This window comes from Acidocella sp. C78 (genome assembly GCF_907164655.1).
This window is the reverse complement of record NZ_CAJQZK010000018.1, coordinates 1-15,000: the sequence shown is the minus strand read 5'-3', so window position 1 is coordinate 15,000 and position 15,000 is coordinate 1. Positions and strand designations below refer to the sequence as shown.

General features: G+C 68.3%; 17 protein-coding genes and 1 pseudogene (1 of these 18 only partly in view). 5 read left to right on the top strand and 13 right to left on the bottom strand.

The window, feature by feature from the left end:
* From ACIDOCELLA78_RS000000107410 to ACIDOCELLA78_RS000000107385, 6 genes are all read right to left on the bottom strand, one after another.
* Positions 1-892 carry the 5' portion of an NAD-dependent epimerase/dehydratase family protein gene (locus ACIDOCELLA78_RS000000107410; RefSeq protein WP_201729039.1) on the bottom strand. The gene continues 77 nt to the left of window position 1, outside the view, so the window shows 892 of its 969 coding nt (coding positions 1-892); the start codon lies at positions 890-892; its stop codon lies off the left edge, out of view.
* Positions 889-1,488 carry an SIS domain-containing protein gene (locus ACIDOCELLA78_RS000000107405; RefSeq protein WP_201729038.1) on the bottom strand — a complete coding sequence of 200 codons (600 nt, stop codon included), beginning with the start codon at positions 1,486-1,488 and terminating at the stop codon, positions 889-891. The genes ACIDOCELLA78_RS000000107410 and ACIDOCELLA78_RS000000107405 overlap by 4 nt, the downstream gene beginning before the upstream one ends.
* Entirely contained in the window at positions 1,478-2,263 is a 786-nt protein-coding gene (locus ACIDOCELLA78_RS000000107400) for a 3-hydroxybutyrate dehydrogenase (RefSeq protein WP_201729081.1), read from the bottom strand. The genes ACIDOCELLA78_RS000000107405 and ACIDOCELLA78_RS000000107400 overlap by 11 nt, the downstream gene beginning before the upstream one ends.
* A gap of 255 nt (positions 2,264-2,518) precedes the next feature.
* Positions 2,519-3,082 carry a fasciclin domain-containing protein gene (locus ACIDOCELLA78_RS000000107395; protein ID WP_201729037.1) on the bottom strand — a complete coding sequence of 188 codons (564 nt, stop codon included), beginning with the start codon at positions 3,080-3,082 and terminating at the stop codon, positions 2,519-2,521.
* Between the two features lie 158 nt (positions 3,083-3,240).
* Entirely contained in the window at positions 3,241-4,470 is a 1,230-nt protein-coding gene (gene argJ / locus ACIDOCELLA78_RS000000107390) for a bifunctional glutamate N-acetyltransferase/amino-acid acetyltransferase ArgJ (RefSeq protein WP_201729036.1), read from the bottom strand.
* 10 nt (positions 4,471-4,480) lie between these two features.
* Entirely contained in the window at positions 4,481-5,398 is a 918-nt protein-coding gene (locus ACIDOCELLA78_RS000000107385) for a peptidylprolyl isomerase (protein WP_201729035.1), read from the bottom strand.
* A gap of 288 nt (positions 5,399-5,686) precedes the next feature.
* Here ACIDOCELLA78_RS000000107385 and secA point away from each other — a divergent pair, with 288 nt between their 5' ends.
* Entirely contained in the window at positions 5,687-8,419 is a 2,733-nt protein-coding gene (gene secA, locus ACIDOCELLA78_RS000000107380; protein ID WP_201729034.1) for a preprotein translocase subunit SecA, read from the top strand.
* Positions 8,420-8,423: 4 nt separating this feature from the next.
* Entirely contained in the window at positions 8,424-8,951 is a 528-nt protein-coding gene (locus tag ACIDOCELLA78_RS000000107375) for a DUF2380 domain-containing protein (RefSeq protein WP_201729033.1), read from the top strand.
* A 37-nt stretch (positions 8,952-8,988) separates the two neighbouring features.
* Here the strand turns inward: ACIDOCELLA78_RS000000107375 and ACIDOCELLA78_RS000000107370 are convergent, their stop codons facing one another.
* From ACIDOCELLA78_RS000000107370 to ACIDOCELLA78_RS000000107340, 7 genes are all read right to left on the bottom strand, one after another.
* A complete protein-coding gene (locus ACIDOCELLA78_RS000000107370) occupies positions 8,989-9,453 on the bottom strand; it encodes a MarR family winged helix-turn-helix transcriptional regulator (RefSeq protein ID WP_201729032.1) in 465 nt (154 codons plus the stop codon).
* 154 nt (positions 9,454-9,607) lie between these two features.
* Positions 9,608-10,099 (bottom strand): 30S ribosomal protein S9, encoded by a 492-nt coding sequence (rpsI, locus tag ACIDOCELLA78_RS000000107365; RefSeq protein ID WP_201729031.1) that lies wholly within the window; start codon positions 10,097-10,099, stop codon positions 9,608-9,610.
* 2 nt (positions 10,100-10,101) lie between these two features.
* Positions 10,102-10,578, bottom strand: coding sequence for a 50S ribosomal protein L13 (rplM, locus tag ACIDOCELLA78_RS000000107360; RefSeq protein ID WP_201729030.1), 477 nt, complete (start codon positions 10,576-10,578; stop codon positions 10,102-10,104).
* Positions 10,579-10,668: 90 nt separating this feature from the next.
* Positions 10,669-11,601: an NAD-dependent epimerase/dehydratase family protein gene (locus ACIDOCELLA78_RS000000107355; protein ID WP_201729029.1), complete on the bottom strand. Its 933-nt coding sequence runs from the start codon at positions 11,599-11,601 to the stop codon at positions 10,669-10,671.
* A 25-nt stretch (positions 11,602-11,626) separates the two neighbouring features.
* Positions 11,627-12,220, bottom strand: coding sequence for a polyhydroxyalkanoate synthesis repressor PhaR (gene phaR, locus ACIDOCELLA78_RS000000107350; protein ID WP_201729028.1), 594 nt, complete (start codon positions 12,218-12,220; stop codon positions 11,627-11,629).
* Between the two features lie 109 nt (positions 12,221-12,329).
* Entirely contained in the window at positions 12,330-12,680 is a 351-nt protein-coding gene (locus ACIDOCELLA78_RS000000107345; protein WP_283770844.1) for a sulfite exporter TauE/SafE family protein, read from the bottom strand.
* A complete protein-coding gene (locus ACIDOCELLA78_RS000000107340) occupies positions 12,677-13,099 on the bottom strand; it encodes a sulfite exporter TauE/SafE family protein (RefSeq protein WP_283770843.1) in 423 nt (140 codons plus the stop codon). Before ACIDOCELLA78_RS000000107340 ends, ACIDOCELLA78_RS000000107345 begins: the two co-directional genes overlap by 4 nt.
* An 87-nt stretch (positions 13,100-13,186) precedes the next feature.
* Here ACIDOCELLA78_RS000000107340 and ACIDOCELLA78_RS000000107335 point away from each other — a divergent pair, with 87 nt between their 5' ends.
* The 3 genes and pseudogenes from ACIDOCELLA78_RS000000107335 to ACIDOCELLA78_RS000000107325 form a co-directional block, all read left to right on the top strand.
* Complete coding sequence (locus ACIDOCELLA78_RS000000107335; RefSeq protein WP_249676081.1) at positions 13,187-13,570, top strand: hypothetical protein; 384 nt, start codon at positions 13,187-13,189, stop codon at positions 13,568-13,570.
* Entirely contained in the window at positions 13,470-14,579 is a 1,110-nt protein-coding gene (locus ACIDOCELLA78_RS000000107330; RefSeq protein ID WP_374223259.1) for an alpha/beta fold hydrolase, read from the top strand. The genes ACIDOCELLA78_RS000000107335 and ACIDOCELLA78_RS000000107330 overlap by 101 nt, the downstream gene beginning before the upstream one ends.
* 58 nt (positions 14,580-14,637) lie before the next feature.
* Positions 14,638-15,000 (top strand): annotated as a pseudogene (locus tag ACIDOCELLA78_RS000000107325) (beta-ketoacyl synthase N-terminal-like domain-containing protein); the annotation flags it as partial.

The following is a 15,000-nucleotide window of genomic DNA, read 5'->3' as shown; positions in this document are numbered from 1 at the left end:
GATAACCGGTCAATGCGTTGAGCGCCGAAAGGTCTGCGCAGGTCTCCACAGGGTCGGCAGCAGGGCGCGGCGCGTCCACGATCATCGCCTTGCGCCCCAGTTCCGCCTCGAGGAGGTGCACGAGATCGCGCACGAACTCCGCCCGGTGATTGCCGATGTTGAAAACCCGGTGTTCGCCGGCGTTCGAGGGGGCATGGTCGATCACCCCCATCACCCCGGCGACGATGTCGTCGATATAGGTGAAGTCGCGTTTCAGCGTGCCGCCGTCGTAAAGGGTGATCGGCCGGCCCGCCATGATCGCCTCGGCGAACCCGAAATACGCCATATCCGGCCGGCCCCACGGTCCGTACACCGTGAAAAACCGCAAGCCGGTCTGACGCAGGCCATAAAGATGGGCGTAGGCCGCGCTCATCATTTCGTCGGCCCGCTTGGTCGCAGCGTAAAGCGATTGCGGCCGGTCCGCCCGCGCCGTCTCGGCGTAAGGCAGCGGCGTTCCGGCGCCATAGACCGATGACGAACTTGCATAGACGAGATGCCGCAGGCCGGGCGAGTGCCGCGCCAGTTCAAGCACTGACAGATGGCCCGTCATGTTCGCCGCGGCATAGGCGAACGGATTATCGATCGAGTAACGCACCCCCGCCTGGGCCGCGAGATGGACGATCAGATCCCAGCCATCCCCCGCCGCCCGCAGCGCAGCATGATCGGCGATATCCGCCCGGTAAAAGCGGAACCCCTCATGCGCAGCGAGCCGCTCCAGCCGGGCCTGCTTCAGCCTGACGTCGTAATACGGATTGAGATCATCCACCCCGACCACCCGCGCGCCGCGCCCGAGCAGGGCTTCGGCGACGTGATAGCCGATGAACCCGGCCGCGCCGGTGAGCAGGACCTTCACCCGCGGCGCTCCGTCAGCCGGTCTTCCAGAAGTTCGAGGATGATGTGACCCAGGGTGATGTGGCATTCCTGGATCCGCGCCGTGGTGCTGTCCGGCACCACGAGCGCGTGGTCGCACAGCGCAAGCGCCGGCCCCCCGTCGCCGCCGAGCAGCCCGATGGTGACGACCCCCATCCCGCGCGCCACTTTCAGCGCCCGCAGCACCGAGGGCGAGCGCCCGGATGTCGTGATCCCGAACAGCACGTCGCCGGCGCGGCCGAGGCCGGACAGTGGCCGCGCGAACACCTCGTCGAACCCGAAATCGTTCCCCGCGGCAGTCAACGCCGCGGGGTCAAGCGTCAGCGCCAGCGCCGGCCAGGAGTCGCGGGCAACGCTGCCGCGCAGACGGATCAGCAGTTCCGTCGCCAGGTGCTGCGAATCCGCCGCCGACCCGCCATTGCCGCAGAACATCAGCTTGTTCCCGGCGCGGATGGCCGCTTCGCACACGCCGACCACATCCAGAACCGGCTGCGGTGATGCGGCCAGAGCAAGTTTCAGCTCCGCCCCGCGCCGCAGCAATGCGGCGACATGCGCCGCCTCGTCGTGCTCACTGGGCAACCCAGCCTCCATCGATCGACAGCGCCGCGCCGGTGATCGTCGAGGCACCATCCGAGCAGAGGAACACGACGAACGCGCCGATCTTCGCCGGGGTGGTGAATTCGAGCATCGGCTGCTTCTCGGCGAGCAGAGCCCTGGACTCATCCTGCACGGTTGTGCGGTTCGAGGCGGCGCGCGCCTCGATCTGCGCTTCGACCAGCGGCGTCAGCACCCAGCCCGGACAGACCGCATTCACCGTGATCCCGTCATTCGCGCACTCGATGGCGACCGTCTTGGTGGCCCCGACCACACCGTGCTTCGCGGCGACATAGGCGATCTTCTGCCCGCTCGCCACCAGCCCGTGGGCGGAGGCGATGTTCACGATCCGCCCCCATCCCCGCCGGCGCATCAGCGGCACGGCGGCCTTCATCCCATGGAATACGGCGGTGAGATTGAGCGCGATCACCGCGTCCCATTTCTCGTCGGGGAAATCCTCCACCGGCGCGACATGCTGGATGCCGGCATTGTTCACCAGAATGTCAACCGTGCCGAGTTCCGCCTCCGTCCGTTCGACCAGTCGCCGGATTTCCGCCGCCTTCGTCAGGTCGGCGCCGTCGAACGCCACCCGCACGCCGAACTCGTCGGCGAGGGCTGCCCGCAGCGCCTCGATCTTCGCCGTATCGCCAAATCCGTTGAGCATGATATCGGCACCCTGCGCCGCCAGCGCGCGGGCAATCCCGAGACCGATGCCGCTGGTCGAACCTGTCACCAGCGCAACCTTGCCCCTGAGACTCACGGTCACCCCCTATTTTCAGTGCCATAACGTTCTGCGCCAAGGCAGACGTGGCATCAAGAGGATGCCGAAGCGCCGCGTCCAATCACGGCAAAGCCAGCGACACAGGCCGCTGGCTCCCCGCATCGCCCGCGTTGTCGCGGCGCTTCTGCTTCAGCGCTTTCCGATCCGTCCGGATCGGATGGAGTGCTCTTTCATGTCGATGATGACAGCATCCTTACCCGATAAGATGGTTCCATCCGATCGGATGAGGCTCCATCAGGGCATCAGTACCCGGTCGATCACCTGGATGACGCCGTTCGACTGGTTCACGTCATAGGTCTCGATCTGGGCGACGTTGCCCTTCTCGTCCACGACCTCGATATTGTGCGGGCCGTTCATCCGCAGCGTCAGGTCCTGCCCCTTGTCGAGAGTCGGCAGCTTGACCATCCCGCCATGCCCCTCGATGTCGGCGCGCAGCGTCGCGAAGGTGAAATCGCCGGGAACGACGTGATACAGCAGGATCGAGGTGAGCATCGCCTTGTTCTTCGGCTCGAGAAGCGTCGGCACCGTCCCCTTGGGCAACATGTCGAACGCCTCGTTGGTCGGCGCGAACACGGTGAACGGCCCCTTGCCCTCCAGCGCCTTGACGAGGCCGGCAGCCTTCACCGCGGCGACCAGCGTGGTGTTGTCCTTCGAATTCACCGCGTTCTGCACGATATTCCGGCTCGGATACATCGGCGCGCCTCCGACCATGACGGAATGGTCCATCATGGCGGCAAAAGCGGTGCCGCAGGCGGCGACGGCAAGGGCGGCACCGAGGGCGATATGGCTGAGCTTCATGGTCTGTGGTCTCCTCTGCTCGGTCGCCGGCGGCGACCTCATGCAGCAATTACGCGGCAGAGAGGAAAACAGATGACGCTGCGGACCAGTCTCACGATCACGAAATCGTGAATTTACCGGAGACGGCAAATGGCCCGCACCGCGCGCGGGCCTTCGCTTCAGCTGCGATAGCTGCCGTTGATGTCGATATAGCCGTGCGTCAGGTCGCAGGTCCAAACCCTGGCACGGCCCCGGCCCATGCCGAGATCGACATCGATACGGATTTCCGCCCCGCGCATATGCGCCACCACCGGGGCCTCGTCATACCCTTCCACCACCCGGCCCGCGCGCGCCATCCACACGCCGCCGACCGCCACCGCCAGCCGGTCCCGCTCGGCCGGCTCGCCGGCCTTGCCCACCGCCATGACGATCCGCCCCCAATTCGCGTCCTCGCCGGCGATCGCGGTCTTGACCAGCGGCGAATTGGCAATGGCGAGCCCGACCCGCCGCGCCGACCGCGCCGAGACCGCGCCGGCGACGTTGACCTCGATCAGCTTGCGCGCCCCCTCGCCATCCCGCACCACCATCAGGGCAAGATCGTGCAGCACCTCCTCCAGCGCCCGGCGGAAGGCGGCGAGCCCCCGCGCCTCGGTCACCGGCGGGTTGCCCGCGGCCCCGGTGGCGAACAGCAGCACCGTGTCGGACGTCGAGGTGTCGGAATCAACCGTGATCGAGTTGAAACTCGGCCCGACGCCGCGGCCGAGCAGCGCTTGCAGTGTCGCCGCCGGCAGGGCGGCGTCGGTGACGATGAAGGCCAGCATCGTCGCCATGTCGGGCGCGATCATGCCGCTACCCTTGGCGATGCCGGAAATCCGCACCTCGACACCGCCGAGACGCGCCGTCCGGGTCGCTGCCTTCGGAAACGTGTCGGTGGTCATGATCGCACGCGCCGACTCCGCCCAACGATCCGGCGTCAGGCCGGCCGCGAGCGCATCCATGACCGCGACGATCCGCTCGGCCGGCATTGGCTCGCCGATCACCCCGGTCGAGGCCAGAAACACCTCCTCGGCCGGGCAGCCGAGCACGCGCGCCGCGGACTCGGCGCTCAGCCGGGCCGCCGCAGCCCCGGCGGCGCCGTTGAACACGTTGGCATTGCCGGCATTGACCACCAGGCCGCGCGCCACCCCGCCGGGCAGGATCTCGCGGCACCAGCTCACCGGCGCGCCAGGGCATTTGTTACGGGTAAAGACACCCGCGACGGTCGTGCCCGGATCGAAGGCCGCGAGCAGGACATCGTCCCGCCCGCGATAGCGGATGCCGGCGGCGGCGGTGGCAAACCGCACGCCGCCCACCGCCGGAAGGTCCGGCATGCTCACCGCCAGCGGCGATACCGGCAGATCCTTCGCCACGGGCCCGCGCTCAGTTCTTCGCGGGCACTGCGCCGCCGTCCTGCGCCGGCGTGCCATCCGGATTGAACAATTTGATGTTCAGCCCCTTGCGCGCGTCCTGCAACACCTTGGTCACCGCCGCGTTGGTGATCCGCTGCCGGATCTGGTCCTTCACATCGTCCAGCGCAGGCACAGGCTTCTCGCGCTTCCCTTCGCTCTCGATCACGTGCCAGCCGAACTGCGATTGCACCGGCGTCTTCGTATAAGTGCCGGGCTTGAGCGCGAAGGCGGCATCGGCGAAGGGCTTGACCATCTCCTGCTTGGTGAACCAGCCGAGTTCGCCGCCGTTCTTGGCGCCGGGGTCGATGCTGTATTTCTTGGCGAGATCGGCGAACTTCGCCCCCTTGCCGAGTTCGGCGATCACCTTTTCCGCCTCCGCCTTGGTCTTGACCAGGATCTGCCTGGCCTTGACCTCCTCCGGCTGCTTCGCCTTGACGTAGTGCGCCTCGTAATAGGCCTTCACCGCGGCGTCGGTCAGTTTCGGCTCGACCAGCGCCCGCAGATAGCCGCGCTCCAGCGCCTGGTCCGCCGCCGCCTTCATCTCCGCCGCCACTTTCGGGTCCTTCGCCGTGCCGGCCTTGCGGGCCCGGATCAGCAGGGCGCGCTCATCGACCAGCCGGTTGAGCAGGACCGGGAAGAGTTCCTGCGGCGGCGCGTTCTGCAGCTGCGGCGGCAGGCTCTGCGCCGCCTTGGCGACATCGGAGAGATGGATGTCGTGGCCATTGACGATCGCGACGACCGTATCCTTCTGCGTCTTAGCCGCGGGCTTGGCCGCCGCAGGTGCCGCCGCGTCGCTGCCCGTGGCGGCGAAGGCCGGGCCGCAAAGGCCGAGCGCCATCACCGCCGAGAGAGCGAAGCCGGCCGAAAACCCTGAAAGAGAACGCTTCATGCTGCTGGTCCCTGATTCAAAACGGCCGCACCATGGCTGAAGCGTTCGACGCCTGCAAGCGGGCCCGGCCGGGCAGCACGCAGAATTCCCGATACTGCAACGGGCCTGCCGCACGCTGCGCGCGCTCCTGCCGCGCGCGATTTGACCAGACCGGCGCGCACTCCTATGTCAATGATCCGATTGCAGTCGGCTGCCCGCACGGATGCGCGCGGCCAGGCTGCCGCGCAACCCAGACCAGTCGGGACGGACAGGTTCAGACCAGCGGATAGACCGGAAGCTCGCGTCATCATGTTCTCAAGCATCGCCCGCGCCATCATCGGCACCAGCAACGACCGTGCGCTGAAAGCCTATCGCCGTCGCGTCGCCGAAATCAACGCCCACGAATCCGCCCTCGAAGCTCTCGACGACGCGGCGCTCCAGGCAAAGACGGCGGAATTCCGCGGCCGGCTGGCCGGCGGCGAACCGCTCGACCGCCTGCTCCCCGAGGCCTTCGCGGTCTGCCGCGAGGCATCGAAACGGGTGCTCGGGATGCGTCATTTCGATGTCCAGATGATCGGCGGCATGGTGCTGCACGACGGCAAGATCGCCGAGATGAAGACCGGCGAGGGCAAGACCCTGGTCGGCACCCTGCCGGTCTATCTCAACGCCCTCACCGGCAAGGGCGTGCATGTCGTCACCGTCAATGACTATCTCGCCCGGCGCGACGCCGGCTGGATGGGCCGGCTCTACAATTTCCTCGGCCTGTCGGTCGGCGTGATCGTGCCCGGGCTTGAGGACGATGCACGGCGCGAGGCCTATGCGGCCGACATCACCTACGGTACCAACAACGAATTCGGCTTCGACTATCTGCGCGACAACATGAAATACGCGCTCGCCGACATGGTCCAGCGCGATTTCAACTACGCGATCGTCGACGAAGTCGACTCGATCCTGATCGACGAGGCCCGCACCCCGCTGATCATCTCCGGCCCTTCCGACGAACCGACCGAGCTGTACAACGAGGTCGACGGCATCGTGAAACGCCTGGTGGAAGACCCGGCGACCTACGACAAGGACGAGAAGTTCAAGACGGTGAACCTCACCGAGCTTGGTTCCGAACGGGTCGAGCAGATGCTCGCCGAGGCCGGGCTGCTCACCGAGGGCAATCTCTACGACGTGTTCAACATCTCGCTGGTGCATCACACGAACCAGTCGCTGCGCGCCCATACGCTGTTCACTCGTGACGTCGACTATATCGTCAAGGACGGCCAGGTCATCATCATTGACGAGTTCACCGGCCGCATGATGGAGGGAAGGCGCTATTCCGACGGGCTGCACCAGGCTCTGGAAGCCAAGGAGCACGTCACCGTCGAGCGCGAGAACCAGACCCTCGCCTCGATCACATTCCAGAACTATTTCCGCCTCTACCCCAAGCTGTCCGGCATGACCGGCACCGCCATGACCGAAGCCGACGAGTTCGACGAGATCTACAAGCTCGCGGTCGTCGAGATCCCCACCAATGTGCCCGTCGCCCGCAAGGACAGCGACGACGAGGTCTATCGCTCGGCCGATGAGAAATACGAGGCTGTCGCAGCGCTGATCGAGGAATGCCGCGCCCGCCAGCAGCCGGTTCTGGTCGGCACCACCTCGATCGAGAAATCCGAGATCATCTCCGGCCTGCTCAACAGCCGGAAAATTCCCCATGCCGTGCTCAATGCCCGGTTCCACGAGCAGGAAGCGGCGATCGTCGCCGAGGCCGGCGCGCCGGGAGCGGTCACCATCGCGACCAACATGGCCGGCCGCGGCACCGACATCAAGCTCGGCGGCAATCTCGAAATGCGCCTGAAGACCGAGCTGGAGAAGCTGCCCGAAGCCGACCGCCCCGCGCGCGAAGCCGCGATCCGCGCCGAAATCGAGGCCGCGCACGACATTGTCCATTCGGCCGGGGGCCTGTTCGTCATCGGCACCGAGCGGCACGAAAGCCGGCGGGTCGACAACCAGCTGCGTGGCCGCTCCGGCCGCCAGGGCGACCCCGGCGCCTCGCGCTTCTTCCTCTCGCTCGAAGACGACCTGATGCGGATCTTCGGCTCCGACCGGATGGGCCCGATGCTGGAGAAGCTCGGCCTCAAGGACGGCGAGGCAATCATCCATCCCTGGATCAACAAGGCGCTGGAAAAGGCGCAGAAAAAGGTCGAGGCGCGGAATTTCGACACCCGCAAGAACCTCCTGAAATACGACGACGTGATGAACAACCAGCGCAAGGAGGTCTATGCCCAGCGCCGCGAGTTCATGCGCGCCGAAAGCGTCGCCGACGTGATCGGCGAGATGCGCGCCGACACGATCGCCCAGATGGTCGACCGCCGCATACCCGAAAAAGCCTATGCCGAGCAGTGGGAGAGCGTGGAACTCGCCGAGGACGTGAAGCGGGTGTTCGGGCTCGACCTGCCGGTTGCCGACTGGGCGGCCGAGGAAGGCATCGACGAGAACCACCTGCGCGAGCGCATCAGCGAGGCGGTCGAGGCCCAAATGGCCGCCAAGGCCGCCAATTTCGGCCCCGACTTCATGCGCTTCCTGGAAAAATCGATCCTGCTGCAAACGCTCGATCATCTCTGGAAGGAGCATCTCCTCGCCCTCGACCATCTGCGCCAGGGCATTGGCCTGCGCGCCTATGGCCAGCGCGATCCGCTCAACGAATACAAGGCCGAGGCCTTCGCCCTGTTCACCGCGATGCTCGAAGACCTCAAGGAACAGGTCTCCTCCGTGCTCGCCCATGTCGAACTCGGGACCGACCCGGCAACCGCGCCGGCACCGGCCTTCGACCCGGCCTCCATGCTCACCAGCCACCCGGCCAGCCAGGCCTATGACGGCGTCGCCCTCGCCGAGCCGCAGCCTGCTCTGGCGCCGGAAATGGCGGTCAGCACCTACCGCGCCGAATCGGTCGATCCCGACCGGCCGGAAACCTGGGCCGCAACGCCGCGCAACGCGGCCTGCCCCTGCGGTTCGGGCAAGAAATACAAATACTGCCACGGCAAGGTGAGCTGACGACATGCGCGGCGGGTTCGTCCTCGCCGCGTGCGCCCTCGCGCTGATCGGCCCCGGCGCCGGCGGCGCCCGCGCCGCGATGCAGCGCCCCACCGTGTTCGTCGCCCCGTTCGACCTGTTCGACACCGCCGCCGATCAGCGCCCCGCCATCGTCGCCGACCAGCATCTCTGGCTCCGCGATGCTGCGGCGCGCATACGGGCGGATCTCGATCGCGCGGGCCCGGCCAGGGCCATCGGCACCGGCGAGACCCTCGCCCGCATGAAGCGGATCGACGCCGACTACGACCACCCCTCGACCTGCGCCTCCTGCCTCGTGGCCGCCGCCAGGCAGGCCGGGGCAGGTTTCCTGTTCGTCGGCACGCTGCACCGGGTCAGCGATCTGATCGTCTACATGAAGGCCTATCTGCTGGATGTGCGGTCAGGCCAGGAACTGATGGCCAGAACCTTCGAGGTCAAGTCGGACGACCAGCTCATGCTCGACCGCGCCGCGGATCGCATGGCCGCGGCCGTCGAAACCCATCTCAAACGCTGATCGCCGCGCCGGCGCGGCAATCCCGACGGTCAGCGCGTCAGGACAACGCCTCGTCGTCGCGGCACAACCGATCAGTCAGCGCGACAAGCTCTGCGCGCAGGGTCTCGAATTGCCCGGCGTCGAGACCGGCGCGGCAGCGCACGCTGTTCTGGATCGCCGCAAGCCGGGGCGCGGCGGCCTCGGCCTTCGCGGTCAGCCGCACGATGACCACGCGCTCATCGTCCTGGCTACGCTCCCGCGAGACGAACCCGGCCTCGGCCAGGCGCTTGAGCAGGGGGGTCACGGTCGCCGCATCGAGCTTCAGCGCCTCGGCAATGCCGTTCACCGTCGATTCCCGGCGCTCGAACAGCACCAGCAGCACGATATATTGCGGATAGGTCAGGCCCAGCTCGGCCAGCAGCGGCCGATACACCCGGGTGATCGCGTGCGTAGCGGCATAGAGCGCGAAGCAGAGCTGCTCATCGAGGCGCAAATTGCCAAACTCGTCCCGCGCTGCGGTCATCGACCCCTATTCCGATATATCTCTCGATCCCGGACCACCATCCGCCCCAGGGGCCGGAGGCGGCCATGCGGGAAAGTGACAAAAAAAGCCAGCCGGCACAAATGCCAACCACCCCGGACGGAACCGGGGCGGCGCACGATGTGAAAAGATCCGCTCAGCGCTTCGAGAACTGGAAGCTCCGGCGGGCCTTCGCCTTGCCGTATTTCTTGCGCTCGACCGTGCGCGGGTCGCGGGTCAGGAAGCCCGCGGCCTTCAGAATGCCGCGCAGCTCGGGCTCGTAATAGGTGAGCGCGCGGGAGATGCCGTGCCGCACCGCGCCGGCCTGGCCCGAAAGCCCACCGCCGGTGACGGTCGCCATCACGTCGAACTGGTTGTAACGGTCAGCGACGAGGAAGGGCTGGGTGATCAGCATCCGCAGCACGGGGCGGGCGAAATACTGCGCCGCCTTGCGGCCATTGATCACGATCTCGCCCTTGCCCGGCTTGATCCACACGCGGGCGACCGCATCCTTGCGGCGGCCGGTGGCGTAGGAGCGGCCGAGCGCATCGCGCTTGGGTTCGCGCTTCGGCGCATCGGCCTCGGCGGCAACCCCGGCGGTCGGGGTGATGATGGTCTTCAGATCGGCGAGCGTACCGGTTCCGGACATGTTCACGCCCTCGCGTTACGGTTGATGTTCTTGCGGTTCAGCGCCCCGACGTCGAGCGTCTTCGGCTGCTGGCCGTGATGCGGGTGCGACGGGCCGACATAGACATGCAGGTTCTTCATCTGCTGGCGCTGCAGCGGGCCGCGGGTGATCATCCGCTCCACCGCCTTCTCGATGACGCTTTCCGGGTTCTTCCCGTCCAGGCGCTGGCGGATCGTCCGCCCCTTGATCCCGCCGGGATAACCGGTGTGATAATAGAAGGTGGAATCGTCCATCTTCTTGCCCGTCACCGTCACCTTGTCGGCGTTGACGACGATGATGTGGTCGCCGCAATCGACATGCGGGGTGAATTGCGGCTTGTGCTTGCCGCGCAGGCGGTTGGCGATCAGGGCGGCGAGCCGGCCGAGCACCAGCCCGTCGGCATCGATCAGCACCCAGTCCTTCTGCACGTCCGCCGGTTTCAGCGAAACGGTGGTCTTCATGACGGGAGTCCTCGTGACATCATCCTTGCGATGGGCGGCCTATGCGCGAATTCCGCCGCTCCGTCAAGCGGATCGGCGAGCGGTAACCGATTACCGCAAGGCCGACGCGGTCGCCTCCAGCGCCGCGCGCACCGGCGTCGGCGCCGAAAACCCGAGGGAGTGCCGGGCCAGCGAAACATCGGCGCGGAACGATCCGGCGAAGCTGCGCCACAATTCCCCCTGCCCGGCCATGCGCGCCGCCGCCCCCAGCCATGAGGCCGGCACCGGCAGCAGCACGACCTTCCGGCCCAGCCCGCCGGCCAGCGCGCGGATCAGCTCCGGCGTCGACACCGGCTCGGGATGCGCGCCGATCACGCAATCCGGCACGTCCCCGGCCACCGCCGCCCGCTCGATCAGCGCCGCCAGATCATCCACCGCGATGAAGCTGCGGGCATTGCCGATGGCGCCGAAGGGCAGCGGCAACCCGCGGCGAATCAGCCTCACCAGCCGCGGAATATTGCCCGCGCAGCCCGGCCCGACCACCGCGCAGGGCCTGACGATCACCAGCCGCGTGGCGCTGCCGGCCACCGCCGCGCGCACCGCCGCCTCGCCGTCGAGCTTGCTCGCCGCATAGGCATCATCGGGCCGGGGCGGGCTCGCTTCGCTGAAACTCCCGTCATGCTGCTTGCCGAACACCGCCGCCGAGGAGACGAGAACCAGCCGGCGCACCCCGCGCGCCACCGCCTCCTCCGCCACCCGCCGCGCCGCCGTCACGTTCGCCGCCGCCAGCGCCGCCGGATCGACGCCGGTGCGATGGGCGAGCCCGGCGGCATGCACCACCGCATCCACCCCGCGCATCGCCGCCGCGAGGGCGGGCGCCGGCGCGGCCAGATCGCCCGCATCCACCGCCCGCGCGGCGCCCGGAACCGCGCGGGCCCGCCGCAACGCGACCACAACCTCCGCACCCGAAGCCGCCAGTCGCGCGGTCACCGCCCGGCCGACAAACCCCGCGGCGCCGCTGACCAGAACCGTCCGCCCGCTCACCCGCGCCCCGCCGGCAAGGCCATTGTCAGCCGCGCTTCGGCGCCTTGGCCCGAAGTGCCGCGACCTCGCCCTGCAACCGCTCGACCTCGGCGCGCAACGCGTCGATCTCCTCGGCGCTCGTCTGCTCGTCGGCGGCGGGCGCGGCCGCCTCGCCCTGCAGCGCGAAGGGCGAGAACAGGCTCATCGCCCGCTCCATCATCGCCATGTTCTGCCGGCCGATCTCTTCCATCCCCGGCGGCATGAAATTGCCCATGGTCTGCTGCATCGCCGCGCGCATCTGCGATTGCTGGCGGCTGAACTGGCTCATCGCCTGTTCGAGAAAGCGCGGCACCACGCCCTGCATGTTGTTGCCGTAAAGCCCGATGAGCTGGCGGAGGAAATTGGTCGGCAGCATCGCCTGCCCGACCTTGCTCTCCTCCTCGACGATGATCTGCGTCAGCACCGCGCGGGTGATATCCTCGCCGGATTTCGCGTCGAACACCTCGAAGTCGCGGCCCTCGCGGACCATCTCCGACAGGGTCTCGAGCGTGATGTAGGTCGAGCTTTCCGTGTTGTACAAGCGCCGGTTGGCGTATTTCTTGATGACGATCGGCTTGGTGCCGTCCGGCGTCTGAGCCATTATCTTCGCCCTTTCCCCTCGTCGCAAGGCGTGGAACGCGGTCGCCGTTGGTTCGGCTGTTTGCAATGCACCACCATGACAGAGACGCACCGCGAACGCCAGCGCCGCCTCAGGCGAGATCCAGCAGCATCCGGGCGCCGACCAGGCCGAGCATCCCGGCAAGGGCGTAGCGCAGCACCCGCTCCGGCGCGCGCTTGACCAGCAGGCTGCCGATGGCAACACCGGGCAGCGAACCGGCGAGCAGCGCACCGAGCATCGGCGCGTCGATCCCGTGCAGCCAGAGTCGCCCGAACCCGGCCACGAGCGTGAGCAGCACCGCATGGGCGATATCCGAGCCGACCACCTCGGCCAGCGACAGTTCCGGATACAGATACATCAGCGCCACCGTCCCCAGCGCGCCCGCCCCCACCGACGAGAGCGTGACCGTGACACCAAGCCCGAAGCCAAGCACGATCGTCATCCAGGCGGGCGGCACCCGCGCCCCCCCCCGCCGCCGCGCCGCGCGATCCACGGTTTCGCCGCGAGCGAGGCGGCCGCGAGCAGCAACATCGCGCCAAGGAGCCCGAGGCTCAGCCGGTTCGCCACCGCCCCGTGAACGCCGAGTCGCCCGAGCAGCGCGATCGCCGCAACCGCCCCGGGCAGGCTGCCGGCGCCAAGCCGCCAGACCACCCGCCACGCCACCGTCCGGTTCGCGCCATGCACCGCCGTGCCGAACGCCTTGGTGCTGGCGGCAAACAGCAGATCGGTGCCGATCGCGGTGGTGGCGCGGATACCGAACACAAGCACCAGGATCGGCGTCATCACCGAGCCGCCGCCCACCCCGGTGAGCCCGATCAGCAGGCCGACACAAAACCCGGTCGCGACGAAAGCCGGCGGCATGATCATCTCCCGTCCGGCGGCCACTGGCGGAAAGCCCGCCTTTCGCGCTAGGACAGCGCTAACGCAGCGTGGTTGCCAGGATGCCTCATGACAGACGCCGGACCGGGCGACAAGCACAAAGCCGAACCGCCGGACGCGGAGACGCGCCTCGCCGATCTCGCGCGCGACTGGATCACGCTCTGGCAGAGCGAGCTCGCCGCCATGGCGCAGGACCGCGAGTGGCGCGAAGCCTGGACCGGGCTGATGACCCTCTGGGCCGGTGCCGCGACCGCGGCGATCGGCGCCGCCGAGGCGATGTCCCGTCATGAGCCGCACCGACGCCCCCGGGCCGATGGAACGCCGCGGCCCCCGCCCGCTGCTGCTGCACCTGATGCTGGCGGCGATGCGGTCGAACGCCTCCATCGCCGCATTGCCGAACTTGAGGCACGTCTGGCCGCACTGGAACGCGACGGAGGGCCTGGCGGCCCCTGACTTCGCCGCCGCGGTGGTGCGCGAGGCGCTCGCGCAGGACGCCGCCCTGCTCGCCGGCATCGCCGCCTATCGCCGCCATCCCTGGCGCCGCGCCCTGGCCGACAAGCCGGTTCTCTGGAGCGAAGGCGAAACCCGCCTGCTCGATTACGGCGGCACCGGACCCACGCTGTTCTTCGTCCCCAGCCTGGTCAACCGCGCGCACATTCTCGACCTCGCGGAAGACGCCTCGTTCCTCCGCTTCCTCGCCGCCCGCGGCACCCATCCGCTGCTGCTCGACTGGGGCTGGCCCGGCGCCGCCGAGCGGCGATTCACCCTCACCGACTACATCGCCGGCCGGCTCGACCGCGCTCTCGCGGCACTCGATCGCCCGGTCATCCTGGTCGGCTACTGCATGGGCGGGTTGCTCGCCCTCGCCGCGGCGCTGCGCGCGCCCGCCCGCCTCCGCGGCCTCGCCCTGCTGGCGACCCCGTGGGACTTCCACGCCGAGGACCCGGCGGCGGCGCGCAGCCTCGCCACCAGCCTGCCGATCCTCGAACCGCTGATGGCCGCCACCGGCACGCTGCCGATCGACGCGCTGCAAACCCTGTTCGCAACCCTCGACCCGTTCGGCGTCACCGCCAAATACCGCGCCTTCGCCGCGCTCGATCCCGAAAGCCCGCGCGCCATCCGCTTCGTCGCGCTGGAAGACTGGCTGAACGATGGCGTGCCGCTCGCCGCCCCGGTCGCCCGCGAAACCCTCGGCGGCTGGTATGGCGAAAACACCCCTGCGCGCGGCGCCTGGCGCGTCGCCGGCCTGCCGGTGAACCCGGCCGCCCTCGCCTGCCCCACCCTGGTCGCGACCCCGGCGCGGGACCGGCTGGTTCCCCCGGCATCCGCCGCCGCCCTCGCCGCATCCATCCCCGGCGCCGCGGTCATCGCGCCGGATGCCGGGCATATCGGCATGATCGCCGGCATGAGTGCGCCGAAAGCCCTATGGCAACCATTCGGCGAATGGGTGGCCGGGCTGTAGCCCTTGCCGCCGCAAGGGTCTATGCTGCGTCGCACGAACAAGACGGAGGAGCAGCTCAATGGACGACATCGTCATCGCCGCCGCGGCGCGCACGCCGGTCGGCAGCTTCAACGGCGCCTTTGCCGCCACCCCGGCGCATGTGCTGGCGAGGTCGCGCTACGGGCCGCGATGGAGCGCGCCGGTCTTTCCCCCGAGGACGTCGACGAGGTGATCCTCGGCCAGGTGCTCGCCGCCGGCGCCGGCCAGAATCCCGCCCGCCAGGCCGCGCGCAACGCCGGCATCCCCGATGCCAAGACCGCCTTCGGCATCAACCAGGTCTGCGGCTCCGGCCTGCGTGCCGTGGCACTCGCCGCCCAGCAGGTAATGTCCGGCCAATCCGACATCGTCATCGCCGGCGGCCAGGAAAGCATGTCGCTCAGCA